This window comes from Bradyrhizobium sp. (genome assembly GCF_050014615.1).
Taxonomy (GTDB): domain Bacteria; phylum Pseudomonadota; class Alphaproteobacteria; order Rhizobiales; family Xanthobacteraceae; genus Bradyrhizobium.
On sequence record NZ_JBEKCZ010000018.1, the window covers coordinates 1 to 12,724 of the forward strand.

General features: G+C 63.0%; 13 protein-coding genes and 1 pseudogene (1 of these 14 cut by a window edge). 13 read left to right on the top strand and 1 reads right to left on the bottom strand.

All coding sequences use genetic code 11. The annotated features are described in order from the left end of the window. The 12 genes from ABR948_RS04940 to ABR948_RS04995 all read left to right on the top strand — a co-directional run. Nucleotides 1–534, top strand: a 534-nt coding sequence (locus tag ABR948_RS04940) for a transporter substrate-binding domain-containing protein (protein WP_428114329.1), incomplete at its 5' end; no start/stop codon positions are given. A 27-nt stretch (nt 535–561) separates the two neighbouring features. Beyond that, nucleotides 562–1,209, top strand: a complete 648-nt coding sequence (locus ABR948_RS04945) for an amino acid ABC transporter permease (protein ID WP_428114330.1) — start codon at nt 562–564, stop codon at nt 1,207–1,209. Next, nucleotides 1,206–1,862 (top strand): amino acid ABC transporter permease, encoded by a 657-nt coding sequence (locus tag ABR948_RS04950; protein ID WP_428114331.1) that lies wholly within the window; start codon nt 1,206–1,208, stop codon nt 1,860–1,862. Before ABR948_RS04945 ends, ABR948_RS04950 begins: the two co-directional genes overlap by 4 nt. Before the next feature lie 9 nt (nt 1,863–1,871). Next, on the top strand, nt 1,872–2,657 hold the full coding sequence (locus ABR948_RS04955) for an amino acid ABC transporter ATP-binding protein (RefSeq protein ID WP_428114332.1): 786 nt from the start codon (nt 1,872–1,874) through the stop codon (nt 2,655–2,657). A 21-nt stretch (nt 2,658–2,678) separates the two neighbouring features. Further along, entirely contained in the window at nt 2,679–3,071 is a 393-nt protein-coding gene (locus ABR948_RS04960) for a RidA family protein (RefSeq protein ID WP_428114333.1), read from the top strand. Between the two features lie 9 nt (nt 3,072–3,080). After that, the gene (locus ABR948_RS04965; RefSeq protein WP_428114334.1) at nt 3,081–3,713 is read left to right on the top strand and encodes a DUF1989 domain-containing protein; all 633 of its coding nucleotides are present in this window, start codon (nt 3,081–3,083) and stop codon (nt 3,711–3,713) included. Further along, nucleotides 3,710–4,528, top strand: coding sequence for an urea amidolyase associated protein UAAP1 (locus tag ABR948_RS04970; RefSeq protein WP_428114335.1), 819 nt, complete (start codon nt 3,710–3,712; stop codon nt 4,526–4,528). Before ABR948_RS04965 ends, ABR948_RS04970 begins: the two co-directional genes overlap by 4 nt. Before the next feature lie 13 nt (nt 4,529–4,541). After that, entirely contained in the window at nt 4,542–5,195 is a 654-nt protein-coding gene (locus ABR948_RS04975) for an urea amidolyase associated protein UAAP2 (RefSeq protein ID WP_428114336.1), read from the top strand. Between the two features lie 202 nt (nt 5,196–5,397). Beyond that, nucleotides 5,398–6,582, top strand: a complete 1,185-nt coding sequence (locus ABR948_RS04980; RefSeq protein WP_428114337.1) for an ABC transporter substrate-binding protein — start codon at nt 5,398–5,400, stop codon at nt 6,580–6,582. 3 nt (nt 6,583–6,585) lie between these two features. Then, nucleotides 6,586–7,455, top strand: a complete 870-nt coding sequence (locus ABR948_RS04985) for a branched-chain amino acid ABC transporter permease (RefSeq protein WP_428114338.1) — start codon at nt 6,586–6,588, stop codon at nt 7,453–7,455. Next, nucleotides 7,452–9,884 carry a branched-chain amino acid ABC transporter ATP-binding protein/permease gene (locus tag ABR948_RS04990; RefSeq protein WP_428114339.1) on the top strand — a complete coding sequence of 811 codons (2,433 nt, stop codon included), beginning with the start codon at nt 7,452–7,454 and terminating at the stop codon, nt 9,882–9,884. The genes ABR948_RS04985 and ABR948_RS04990 overlap by 4 nt, the downstream gene beginning before the upstream one ends. Then, on the top strand, nt 9,884–11,113 hold the full coding sequence (locus ABR948_RS04995; protein WP_428114340.1) for an amidohydrolase family protein: 1,230 nt from the start codon (nt 9,884–9,886) through the stop codon (nt 11,111–11,113). The genes ABR948_RS04990 and ABR948_RS04995 overlap by 1 nt, the downstream gene beginning before the upstream one ends. A 9-nt stretch (nt 11,114–11,122) precedes the next feature. On the opposite strand, the gene ABR948_RS05000 is transcribed toward ABR948_RS04995, so the two are convergent. Continuing rightward, nucleotides 11,123–12,139, bottom strand: coding sequence for a formamidase (locus ABR948_RS05000; RefSeq protein WP_428114341.1), 1,017 nt, complete (start codon nt 12,137–12,139; stop codon nt 11,123–11,125). 269 nt (nt 12,140–12,408) lie between these two features. Here ABR948_RS05000 and ABR948_RS05005 point away from each other — a divergent pair. Further along, nucleotides 12,409–12,724, top strand: a pseudogene (locus tag ABR948_RS05005) (aspartate dehydrogenase) (it continues 514 nt past the right edge of the window).

Consider the following 12,724-nt stretch of genomic DNA (forward strand, 5'->3'; position numbering starts at 1 on the left):
ATTACCGCGGTGATCATCACCAAGGAGCGCAAGCAGTCGCTCGATTTCACCAGCCCGATCGCGGACGCCACGCACTATTACATCAAGCGCAAGGACGACAAGTCGATTACCTCGATCAAGGACCTCAGCGGCAAGACCGTCGGTGTTCAGGCCGGCAGCGCGCTACTGGCCCGTCTCCCCGAACTCGGTGCGATGCTGGAGAAGGAAGGCGGCAAGCTCGGCAAGGTCGTGGAATATACGTCCTATCCCGAGGCCTATCAGGATCTGGCGCTCGGCCGACTGGATTACGTGGTCAACACCGTCATCAATCTGCAAACGCTGGCGGCTGAAAAGCCCATCTTCGAGGTTGGTCAGGCTGTTTCGGGGCCATCATTCCCGGCTTGGGCCGTTGCCAAGGACAACAAGGAACTGCTGGCCTTCCTGAACGACTTCATCGCCAAGGAAAAGGCCAGCGGCCGGTTTGCCGAATTGCAGAAGAAATGGTTCGGCGAGGCATTCCCGAACCTGCCGGTGACGTTTGATCCGCAATTCTAACGGTCGATCCGGCAGAACCGGTCTGTCATGAACGGCAGCGACATCGCAGCCATCTTTCAGGGTGCCATCGTGACAATAACACTGTCGCTTGTTGGCATCCTGATCGGGCTGCCGATCGGCCTTGGCCTTGCGTTGATCCGCTGGGCCAATGTTCCGGTCGCCGCCCGGATCGTTACGCTCTACGTCAGCATGCTGCGCGCCACCCCACTGGTCACGCTGTTGCTGCTGCTGTTTTTCGCGCTTCCCAATATCGGCATACCAATGAATCCGATTTCGGCGGCGATCCTTGGGCTGGTCATGAGCACGTCGGCCTTCAACTGCGAGGTATGGCGATCGGCGCTGATGAATTTTCCGAAGGATCAGTACGAGGCCGCGCAATCGGTCGGTATGCGGGCGGGGCAGCGCTTCCGCCGGATCGTCTTGCCGCAGATCGTGCGGGTCAGCCTTCCCGGTCTCGTTAACGAGATGTCATTGCTGATCAAGGTTACGCCGGTTCTGGCGGTTGTCGGGGTGGTCGATATCACCCGCGCCGCGGTCAGGATCGGCGCCCAGACCTACGAACCGCTGCCGCCGTTTCTGGTGGCGATCGCGCTCTATGTGCCGATCGTGTTCGCGCTGGTGTCGCTGCAGCGCTGGATCGAGCGGCGCCAGACCGCGGCCGAGGCCCTCGCATGATCCGCGACTTCGGCATTGTCTGGAGCGAGCGCTCCCTGCTGCTGAGCGGGCTTGCCAATACGGCGATACTATCGACGGTATCGGCGGTCGTGGCGCTGCTGTTGGGTTTCATGGTGACCCCGGCGCTGATGTCGAAACAGCCGGTCGTTTCGGGGATCGCACGCGTCTTCGTGGACGGTATGCGATGCGTCCCGTTTCTGCTGTTTGCCTATATCATCTATTACGGCCTGCCGTCGCTGGGCCTGCGGCTGGACAACTGGACCTCGGGCCTGGCGGCGCTGACCATCTACAATGCGGCCTACATGGCGGAAATTCTGCGGGGCGCCTGGGTGGTGCAGCCGCGCGAACCGATCGAGGCAGGCATTGCGTTCGGCTTTTCGGGACTCCGGCTGTTTCGCAGCATTATTCTGCCGCCGCTATTGTTATCGGCGGGTCCTGTGATCGGCAATCAGATGATCCAGATCATCAAGGACAGCGCCTTTCTCACCATCATCGCGCTGCCGGAATTGACGCACGCCGCCAGTTCGATCCAGTCGCGGCACTACATTCCGTTTGCGGCCTTCATCACCGCGGTGTTTTTGTATTGGGGGCTCTGCCTTGTGATCGAGGCCGGGGTCAGTTCGATCGGCCGCGTCGCCGAAGCACGCCGGTAGGAGCGCGCGATGGCCGAATTCAACAAGGTTCTCGACGTGGCCGGTGTATCGAAGCGGTTTGGCGATAACGAGGTTCTCTCCGACGTCAGCTTCCAGGTCGACAAGGGCGAGACGATCTGCGTGCTCGGACCATCCGGCTCGGGCAAGTCGACCTTGCTACGCTGCATCAACTGGCTTGAACGACCGGACGCCGGGCAGATCTATTTGAACGGCGAGCGGGTCGGCATCAACAACGCCGGGATCGTGATGGGCGATCGCGACCTGTCGAAGATCAGGACCCGCATCGGCATGGTATTCCAGCATTTTGCATTGTGGCCTCATCTCACAGTGCTGCAAAATCTGATGGAAGCGCCGGTTCAGGTGCAGCGGCGGCCGAAGGCCGAGGTTCGCGACGAGGCGCTGGCATTGCTGGCCAAGGTTGGGCTGAGCGAGAAGCGCGATGCATTTCCGGCGAGACTGTCGGGTGGACAGAAGCAGCGCGTCGGCATCGCGCGGGCGCTGGCGATGCGTCCGGATCTGTTGCTGTTCGATGAGCCCACCAGCGCGCTCGATCCCGAACTCGTTGGCGAGGTGCTGGTGGTGATGCGGGATCTGGCTCGCGAAGGCATGACCATGGTCATCGTCACCCATGAAATGGCCTTCGCGCGCGATGCGGCCACCCGCGTGCTGTTTCTCGATCGGGGGCGAGCCGTTGAAACCGGGTCGCCGGACCGATTTTTCTCCAATCCCGAGACTGAACGGGCGCGCCAGTTTCTCCAGCGCTACGCTGGTGACATCGCCAACGGCAAGCGCTGAGAACCGAAGAGGACGTCTACCATGCATGCGATCTTTCATCTGTTGCCCGATGCACCGAAACCGGTCGCGCCGTATAGCCATGCCGTCGAGGCTGGCGGATTTGTGTTCGTGACCGGACAACTGGCGACCGATCCGGTTGATGATTCTCTTCCTATTCCGCCCGGCATCGAGGCGCAGACCCACAAGGTAATGGACAATCTGATCCGCGTGCTCAAAGGCTGCGGGCTGACGCTGGCCAACGTGGTTTGCGTGCGCATTTTCCTGACCGACTTCAACGGCGACTACGCCAAGATGAACGAAATCTACGCGACCTATTTCGCCGCCGACAAGCGTCCGGCCCGAACCACCGTCGGCGTGACGGGTCTTGCCCGCGGCGGGATCATCGAAATCGACATGATTGCCATCCGGCCGTGAGGCGCTAGCATGACAGAGTCACTCATCGAAATTCCCGCCCGGCGTGGCAAGGCCGCTTTCGTGGCGGCCGGGCAGATTGTCACCGTCATCAACACCCATGGCGAACAGGTGGTCGATACCTGGGCCTTCAACCGCGCCGATCTCGGCGAGTTCATGTCAAACGAGCATACCCGTGCGCACAGCCTGCATTTGGCGCCAAAGCCGGGCGATGTCCTGCGTACCAACAAGCGCCGGCCGATCCTGACATTGACCGAAGACACGTCGGGTGGAATTCACGACACGCTGATCGCGGCCTGTGACCGCTATCGCTATGCCTTTCTCGGGGTGGAGGATTATCACGACAATTGCACGGATAATCTGTTCGCTGGAATGCGTGAACTGGGTCTGGTGCCCGCGGAAGTACCAAGCCCGCTCAATTTGTTCATGAATATTCCCTGGACCGCCGAGGGCACACTTGGCTTCGCCGCGCCGCCGCGGCCGGTGCCCGGAAGTTATGTGCGCCTGCGAGCCGAGATGGACCTGGTGATCGCATTCTCCGCCTGTCCGCAGGACATCCTGCCGATCAACGGCAAGGCGGGAAAGCCGGTCGAGGCGCATTTTACGATCACCGAAGGGCAGACCACAGTCGGAGCGACGGCATGACCATGGCACAGACCAAGCTGGAGATTTCCGAAGCCAATCGGCGACGCTACGAGGAGCTTCGGGCAGCTGGACAGGAGTTGACGCCCAAGGGCCTGCCGGATGCGACGCCGCTCGACGGCGTTCCGATCTCGCCTGATGCGGCGGTCGGCCGCGAACAGGTTCCTGCCGGCTGGTATGCGACGGTTCGATTGCGACGCGGCGAGGCGCTGCGGATCATCGACGATTCCGGCCGCTCCAGCGTCGCGCTGATCGGCTGGCGCGAGGAAGACACCTCCGAGCGGGTCAATTGCGCCGACACTGTTAAAGTGCAGTGGAGTGCCGCGGTCTCGAAAGGCCGCGTGCTGCTGTCGGATATGGGACGCGTATTCCTGTCGCTGATCGAGGATACGAGTGGCGCCCACGATCTGATGGTCGGAGGATCCACGCCGGCCTCGACGCGGGCCACGTTCGGCGCGACCACCCGCAACACGCAGGAGAATTTCCTTGCGGCCGCGGCCAAGATCGGGCTCGGGCTTCGAGATATTCCGCCCTGTGTGACGTTTTTTGCACCGGTATCGCTGGATACCGAGGGACGCTTCTTGTGGATGCCGGGCCGAAAGCGGCCGGGCGATTTCGTCGACCTGCGTGCCGAGATGAATCTGGTGCTGGTGCTGTCGAATTGCGCTCATCCGCTCGATCCCGCGCGGCCGGCGGCGACCGATCCCGTCACGCTCATTCGCTACCGTGCGCCACCGCCGGGGTCCGACGATCCGTGCCGGACAACGTCCCCGGAAATCGTTCGCGCCTTTGAGTTCACCGATCGGCTCTTTGCCTAAAGGAGAGTCTTCCATGACTGGTCTCGCAGCCCCATCATCGACGCCTGATGCGTTCGACGCGGTCTATGCGCACGATATTCCGGCAGAACGGCCCTGGTCCCGCGTGCTGAAGCAGGGACAGACCTTGCGGATCATCGACAGCGAAGGACAGCAGGCGGTCGACGCGCTGCTCTATTGCGCCGAAGATCCGGCCGAGCGTTACAGCAGCCAGGATACGCTGCGGGTTCAGGGATCGGCCTATGTCGAACTGGGAACCCGGCTGATCTCGAACAAGGGCCGGGTGATGGCCCATCTGACCGCTGATTCCTGCGGACGGCACGATACCTCGGCGGGGTGTTGTTCGTGCGAAAGCAACGCCGTCCGCTTCGGGGAGGCGACCAAGTATCAGCACGCCTGCCGTGAGAACTTCATTCTCGAACTGTCGAAACATGGATTGACCAAGCGCGACATCGTCGCAAACCTGAACTTCTTCATGAATGTGCCGATCGATCCTTCCGGCGCGTTTACGGTGGTCGATGGTATCTCGGCCCCCGGAAATTACGTCGACGTGACGGCCGATATGGACGTGCTTTTCGTCATCTCCAACTGTCCCCAGGTCAACAATCCCTGCAACGGCTTCAATCCGACTCCGATACGGGTGATGATCTGGGATCCCCGGGAAACGTAGCGTGAAATCGACGATCAAATCTGTGGTACCGTTCGTGATTGCAGTGGTTGTGGCATACCGTTTGCTTGATATTAGCTTGGACTTAGAAATGAACTTGGGCGTCGAGAGCGCCGCATCTTTTGGTTCGTGGCCGCAACAATGAAGCTGGCAGAGCCAGCATAAGAGTCCCCCATCGTGAAAATATCAAAAGGGAGTATCTCACATGCCGAAAAATCTGACGCGCCGCCAAGCTCTTGTTCTTCCTGCCGGGATCGCATTGGGGAGCCTCGTTGGGCGCTCCGCGATGGCGGCAGAACCCGTCAAAATAGGTTTGGTCGCAGCCCTTTCCGGACAGTCCGCCAAGTCGGGCGAGGGGATCACCCGTGGACTGACGATCGCCATCGATGAGATCAACGCGCACGGCGGCGTGCTCGGCGGGCGGATGCTTGAACTCGTTCGCCGCGATGATGAGTCGAATCCAGCCAAGGGCCAGACTGCGGCCCGGGAACTGATCGACAAGGAGGGGGTGGTCGCTATCTTCGGAGGCATCGACAGTCCGGTTTCGCTGGCCATCGTGCCGGTGATGAACACGGCGCAGGTGCCCTTCATGGGGGTGTGGGCTGCGGCGACAAACATCACCCGCAACGGCGCCAATCCAAACTACATTTTCCGGGTCTCGGCGGTCGACGTGCTGGTGGACCGCGCGCTGATCAAGCATGCCATGACCACATTCGGCTCCAAGACACCGGGGCTGATGCTGGTCAACAATGGCTGGGGCGAATCCAACCTCGGCGGTTTGACCGCGGCGGCGGAAGCCGCCGGCATCAAGCTGGCGGGCGCGGAAAAGTTCGACGACAAGGATGCCGATATGACGCCGCAGTTGCAGCGGCTGCGTGAGGCGGGCGCGGACACCGTGATCCTGGTCGGCAATGCGGCGCCGGGCGCGCAGGTCGTCAAATCGCTTCAACGCTCGGCCTGGACGGTGCCGGTGGTCTCGCATTGGGGTATTTCCGGCGGACGCTTCCCCGAGCTTGCCGGTTCCTGGGCGGGCAAAGTGCATTTCGTCCAGACCTACAGCTTCTTCGGTCCGCAAAACGATGTCGGCAAGCGTGTGCTCGCGGCGATGATGGCGAAATATCCCGATGTCAAAGGCCCCGGCGACGTCACCCCGCCGGTCGGTGTCGCCAACGCCTATGATGCCATGCAGTTGACCGCGCTCGCTATTGCGAAAGCCGGCTCGACGGAAGGTCCCAAGCTGCGCGAGGGATTTCTCGCTATCGAAGGCTATCAGGGCCTGATCAAGAACTACACGAAGCCCTTTACCGATGCGAACCACGATGCCCTCAACGAAAATGACTATGTCATGGTTCGTTACAATGGAGACCAGATCGAGCCCATCACGGGCTGATCGATGCTCGCGACCGCACTTGTTTCAGGCCTCAGTCTCGGCAGCATCTACGGCTTGATCGCGCTTGGCTTCACCCTGACGTTTGCCGTCTCCGGCACGGTGAATTTCGCGCAGGGTTCGTCGGTGATGCTCGGGGCGGTGGTTTGCCACGCTCTGGTAGTCGGGATGCACTGGCCAATGATCGCAGCGATTCCCGCGGCGCTGTTGGCCTGCGCTCTCTGGGGTCTGGTGGTCGAACGGATCGCGGTCCGGCCGTTTGTCGCGCGCGGGACCAATTCCTGGCTGATGGCGACCGTGGCGCTTGGAATCGTGCTCGACAATGTGGCGATGGTGCTGTTCGGCAAGGAGCCGCGCGCGCTTCCGTCGGCGTTGGCCGATGATCCCTGGGTGATCGGCAATGTCGGCATCTTTCCGTTGCAGGTTGTGGTGCCGGTGGTCGGACTGGGTCTGGCATTGCTGGTCCATCTCGGAATGCATCGAACGAGCCTCGGGCTGAAGCTGCGGGCCGCGGTCGAGAATCCGGACGCGGCGCGGCTGATGAGCATCGATGTGACGATGCTGATCGCGCTCACCTATGCGGCGGCGGCGCTTCTGGCCGGGATCGGCGGCATCCTGATCGCGCCGCTGTACAACGTCGCGTATGACATGGGCACGTTATTCGGCATCAAGGCGTTCGCCGTGGCGATCCTTGGCGGTCTCACCAATCCCTGGGGTGTGGTGATCGCCGGGCTTGCTTACGGTCTGGTTGAGGCCTGTGCCACCACCTGGCTGGGTTCAAGCAGTACCCAGATCGTCACCTTCACCGCCGTCATCGCAGCGCTGGCGCTGGCGCCATCCGGACTATTCGGTGGCCGGACCAAGGTGCGCGTATGAAGGCCATGTCAATCGTGATCGCCGCGGTGCTGGCCGCTGGCGCCGCCGCAACCTGTCTGTTGGCGCCCGGCTACTATGCCTATTTGATGGGAACGTTGGCGACGACCGCCCTGGTCGGCGTCGGCCTCAACGTGCTGCTCGGTCTCGCCGGTGAAGTGTCGCTGGGCCAGGGCGGGTTTCTGGCACTCGGCGCTTACGGCGTCGGAATTCTCACGACCAAGGCCGGCTTGAACTTCTGGGAAGCCTTGCCGCTCGCCGTTTTGCTGGTCGCGGCGATATCGGCCGTGCTCTCGATCCCGGCGCTCCGGGTCACCGGTCCCTATCTGGCGATGGTCACCATCGCCTTCGGCTTCATCGTTGAATCCGTCTCGATCGAATGGAAGGGCCTGACCGGCGGTTCCAGCGGTCTCGCCGGAATTCCAGCGCCCTTTGGTACCGGCGGCACGGCGCTGTTGGCCTGTGCTCTCTGCGTCCTCGCGCTGGCGCTGTTTCACACTTTCACGCGCAGCCCCCTCGGCCTTGCGATGCAGGCGACGGCGACAGCACCGGCCGCGGCGCGCGGCATCGGGATCAGCGCGTTGCCGGTGCGCACCGCGGCCTTCATGCTGGCCGCCGTCGCGGCCGGTCTGGCCGGGGGATTGCAGGCGGCGCTGACAGGCTTCATCGCGCCCAGTTCGTTTCCGTTCTCGCAGTCGATCCTGTTTCTCCTGGTCGTGGTGGTCGGAGGTGCGGGCCGCACCCTCGGTCCGCTGGTCGGCGCAGCGGTGGTGGTGCTGCTGCCGGAATTCCTCGCGAGCCTTGCCGAATATCGTCTGTTGGTTTTCGGCGCGGGGTTGTTGATCGTTCTCTGGGCTGCCCCGGGCGGGATTGCCGGCGCCATCGCGCGGCTGGTGCTGCCGGAAGCACCCGCGCCAAATCCCAAGCCGGATATCGATCTCGCGCTGGCCCACATCGCGGGCTCCGGCGGCAGCCTCGTGGCCGAAGGGGTTCGTGTCGCGTTCGGCGGCGTGGTGGCCGTGGCGGGGGTCGATCTGACGGCGCCGCCCGGCCGCGTCACCAGCGTGATCGGTCCCAACGGCGCCGGCAAAACCACGCTGCTCAATCTTGTCAGCGGTTTTCAGCGCCCGGATAGCGGCACAGTACGTGTTGGAAGCCAAGAGATCACGGGCCGGCCCGCCGACGACGTCGCGCGCGCGGGCCTCGCCCGTACCTTTCAAACCGCGCAACCTTTCGGCGGCCTGAGCGTGCTGGACAATGTCCGCCTTGGATTGCTGCGCGGCACCTGGCGAGGCGAAGCACCGGCCGCATTGGCGCGTGCGCTGCTTTCTCTGGTCGGCTACGCCGGATCGGAGACGAGGCTTGCCGCGACGCTGCCGCATGTGGATCGCCGGCTGGTCGAGATCGCCCGCGCGCTCGCGACCAGGCCGGCCGTGCTTCTGCTGGATGAACCGGCCGCCGGGCTTGACGAGGCCGACACGGTGAAGCTGGGCGACATGCTGCAACGGCTGGCGCGCGCTGGTTTAGCGGTCGTGCTGGTCGAGCATGACATGGCGCTGGTGATGTCGATCTCGGACGAGATCGTCGTGCTCGACGCCGGACGCCGCATCGCCTCAGGGGCGCCGGCCGCCGTGCGCGCCGATCCCGCGGTCAAGGCCGCCTATCTCGGCGCCACGACATCGATCCAGCCATTGGCGCCGCGGGAAGCTGGCGCTTCCTTGCTCGATGTGCGCGAGCTCAATGCAGGCTACGGACCTCTTGGGGTACTGCATCAAATTGACTTGCGTGTCGGCCGCGGGGAGACCATCGCGGTGCTGGGTCCCAACGGCGCCGGCAAGTCGACCTTGATGAAAGCTCTGAGCGGGCTGATCCGTCCCGTCGAGGGCGCGATCGGCTTTGGCGGTGTGGAGCTGATGCGGCTTCCGGCGCATCTGGTCGCGCGCGCCGGCTTGATCCTGGTTCCCGAGGGCCGGCAGGTATTTCCGCAATTGACCGTCGCCGAGAACCTCCGCCTGGGCGCGACCCGCCGCGGCGACTTCAAAGATGCGGAGATCGAGACGATGCTCGATCGGTTTCCGCGGCTGCGCCCGCGGCTTCATACCGCGGCGGGTCTGTTGTCGGGCGGCGAGCAGCAGATGCTGGCCGTTGCCCGTGGGTTGCTGGCGCGGCCCGATATCCTTTTGCTGGACGAACCGTCGCTCGGTCTGGCACCCGCGGTCGCCGCAGAACTGTTTGGGCAGTTTACGCGGTTGCGGGAAGAGGGCATGACTTTACTGATTGTCGACCAGATGGCAGATCATGTGCTCGCCATTGCGGATCGTGGTTATGTGATCGCAGGCGGCCGCGTGGTCGCGCAGGGCGAACCCGCCGGGTTACGGGATGCGATGCTGGACGACGCCTATCTGGGCGCCCAGCCTGCCGTGGTGAATTGATGGATCTGATTGTTCGCAACGCCACGACACTAAGGGGCAGTGAGCTTGCTGTCGTCGATATCGGCATTGTGGGCACCACGATCGCCGCGATCGCGCCTGCGCTGCAGGCGAAGACTCGCGAACTGGATGCCGCGGGTTGCCTGGTGATCCCCGGCATGATCGAGACCCACATCCATCTCGACAAGACCTGCATCCTCGACCGCTGCCGGATCGAGGAGGGCACCGTCGCCGAAGCGGTCCGGGAAACCGCGGCGGCCAAGCGCGGCTTTACCGTCGAAGACGTCTATGCGCGGGGCAAGCGCACGCTGGAGCGCTGCATCACGCAGGGCACGATGCGCATGCGTACCCATGTCGAGCTCGATCCCGGCATAGGCATGATCGGCTTCGAGGCGGTCGACCAGCTTGCGCGCGATTACGCCTGGGCGATGGACCTGGAATTATGCGTCTTCCCGCAGGAAGGGCTCACCAACAATCCCGGTACCGAGGAACTCTTGATCGAAGGCTTGCGCCGCGGCGCGCGCGCGATCGGCGCCGTGCCGTATTTCGATACTGACCCGCGTGGCCAGATTGATCGCATCTTCGCGATCGCGCGCGATTTCGATGCCGAAATCGACATGCACCTCGATCTCGCCGAGACCACGCAGGGAATGCAGATCGAATATGTCTGCCGCAAAACCGAGGAATTCGGCTGGGGCGGCCGGGTTGCGGTCGGTCACGTCACCCAGATGTCGCTGCTGCCGCCGGAGCGCTTCGGCGCCATCGCAACGCAGTTGGCCAGCGCCGGCGTTGCCGTGACGATATTGCCGTCGACCGATCTCCATTTGATGGGCCGCAGTCACGACCATGCGGTGCCGCGCGGCGTCGTGCCGGCCGAACCGCTGCGCAAGGCCGGCGTGACCTGCTCGATCTCGACCAACAATGTGTTGAATCCGTTCACGCCCTATGGCGACGGCTCGCTGATCCGGATGGCGAACCTCTACGCGAATGTCTGCCATGTGTCGCGGCCGGCCGACCTCGCGGGCTGCCTCGACATGATCACCGGCTCCGCGGCGCGGCTGATGCGCCTCGAGGATTACGGCATCACGGTCGGCGGACCGGCCGATCTTGTCTGTCTTGACGCAGCCAACCCCGCCGAAGCGGTCGCGACGCTCGCGCAAGCACTTTGGGGCATCAAACGCGGCCGGGCGTCCTTCACCCGGCCCCGTCCGCAGCTTCATCCGCGGGCGTAGGACCAATCGCTACTCCGCGGCCTTGGCCGTCTTGTCCATGAAGATGCGCGTCGGCGCCGGGAAACCGCAGGAGGTGCCGTCGGTAACCTTGACCTGGTCCTCCCATGGCAGCCGGAACGTGCCGGCGACCATGTCCTGCATGAAGGTGTAGGGACAATCCATCGCGCCGCCCTTCACCGCGACATAGCCGCGGTGCCAGAGCTGATAGATGTTGTTCTCGACGCCCCAGTGAATCCGCGCCTCGCGTACCAGATCAGGGCGTACTTCCGCCGTGATGATCTCGTCAGCCCGTCCCGTCGTGCCATGGGCGATGATGCTGCCGTCGAAATTCACGATCATGCCTTCGCCCATGGAATCGAACGAGCCATCCGATCCGCACATGCAGACGTTCGCGGTCACCATCAGGTTCTGGAACGCATTGGCCTGATTGGTGAAGCGCCAGCTCTCGCGGATCGGCGCGGTATAGCCGGCGGTGCGGATCATGATTTCGGCGCCCTTGTAGGCGCATTCCCGCGCCATTTCCGGGAACATGCCGTCATGGCAGATGATCAGCGCGATCTTGGCGCCCTTGGGGCCCTCGATCACGGGGATTCCGACATTGCCGGGTTCCCACGGCTCGACCGGAATCCAGGGGTGGAATTTTCGGTAGTACAGTTTGATCTCGCCGGTGTCGTCGATAATGAGCCCCGAATTGTAGGGATTGCCGTCGGGGTTGAACTCCATGATCGAAAAGCAGCCCCAGATCTTGTTGTCGATGCAGGCCTTCTTGAAGGCCGCGACTTCGGGGCCGTCGAGCCGGCACATGATCGCGGGGTTGGTGTCCATCGACAGGCCGTGCAACGAATATTCCGGGAACACCACGAGATCCATGGTGCCGAGATTGCGGCGGGCCTTGCCGACCATGTAGACGATGCGGTCGGTCTGGCGGGCCAGGTCAGCCTTGGTTACCACGACCGGCAATTGCAACTGAACGAGTCCGATGACCACGCCTTCGGGGGATTTGTTGAGGCCGCCAAGTCCGTTCATGTTTTACTCCTTGCAGAGAAACCGTATGTCCGCGCGTCGTTGCGCGAACATCCCGGCACGAAGCAAACCCGATTTTCACAAAGAGCAAAAGATCATATTTCAGGCGATCGGTCAGTCGGTTTTCTCAGGCGAAAGCGAGCTTTTATGGCCATGTCTGGTTGCGATCGAGAAGGCTCTCGCCGGGAGCCGGGGCGAATAGTATAGGTCCTCCCGAGATCGCGGCACGTCTATCGTTGCGGTGCGGTCATTCGGGGATAGAGAACCAACCCATGTCGAATGTATCGAAAAGCCCGGGAACCAGGTTGCGGGTTGCTATTGCCGGGCTGGGACCGATCGGAACCAAGGTCGCCGAGGCACTGGACCAAGGCATCGATGGAATGATGCTCGCCGCGGTGTCAGTGCAGAATCCCGAGAAACACCGGACCTGGCTCGGTAAACTGGCGGCCACGCCAGCGGTCTTGCCGATCGAACAACTCTCGGAGGCCGCCGACATCGTCATCGAATGCGCGCCGGGCAGGCTCTTGAGGTCGATCGTTGCTCCCTTCGCTGGAAGCGGAAAAACCGCGGTGGTCCTCAGCGCCGGCG

Bases quoted from the DNA above. Each gene is read 5' to 3' on its own strand.
- ABR948_RS04960 (WP_428114333.1), top strand. From the start codon at position 2,679: ATGCATGCGATCTTTCATCTGTTGCCCGATGCACCGAAACCGGTCGCG.
- ABR948_RS04985 (WP_428114338.1), top strand. From the start codon at position 6,586: ATGCTCGCGACCGCACTTGTTTCAGGCCTCAGTCTCGGCAGCATCTAC.
- ABR948_RS04990 (WP_428114339.1), top strand. From the start codon at position 7,452: ATGAAGGCCATGTCAATCGTGATCGCCGCGGTGCTGGCCGCTGGCGCC.
- ABR948_RS04980 (WP_428114337.1), top strand. From the start codon at position 5,398: ATGCCGAAAAATCTGACGCGCCGCCAAGCTCTTGTTCTTCCTGCCGGG.
- ABR948_RS04945 (WP_428114330.1), top strand. From the start codon at position 562: ATGAACGGCAGCGACATCGCAGCCATCTTTCAGGGTGCCATCGTGACA.
- ABR948_RS04995 (WP_428114340.1), top strand. From the start codon at position 9,884: ATGGATCTGATTGTTCGCAACGCCACGACACTAAGGGGCAGTGAGCTT.
- ABR948_RS05000 (WP_428114341.1), bottom strand. From the start codon at position 12,139: ATGAACGGACTTGGCGGCCTCAACAAATCCCCCGAAGGCGTGGTCATC.
- ABR948_RS04975 (WP_428114336.1), top strand. From the start codon at position 4,542: ATGACTGGTCTCGCAGCCCCATCATCGACGCCTGATGCGTTCGACGCG.
- ABR948_RS04955 (WP_428114332.1), top strand. From the start codon at position 1,872: ATGGCCGAATTCAACAAGGTTCTCGACGTGGCCGGTGTATCGAAGCGG.
- ABR948_RS04965 (WP_428114334.1), top strand. From the start codon at position 3,081: ATGACAGAGTCACTCATCGAAATTCCCGCCCGGCGTGGCAAGGCCGCT.
- ABR948_RS04950 (WP_428114331.1), top strand. From the start codon at position 1,206: ATGATCCGCGACTTCGGCATTGTCTGGAGCGAGCGCTCCCTGCTGCTG.
- ABR948_RS04970 (WP_428114335.1), top strand. From the start codon at position 3,710: ATGACCATGGCACAGACCAAGCTGGAGATTTCCGAAGCCAATCGGCGA.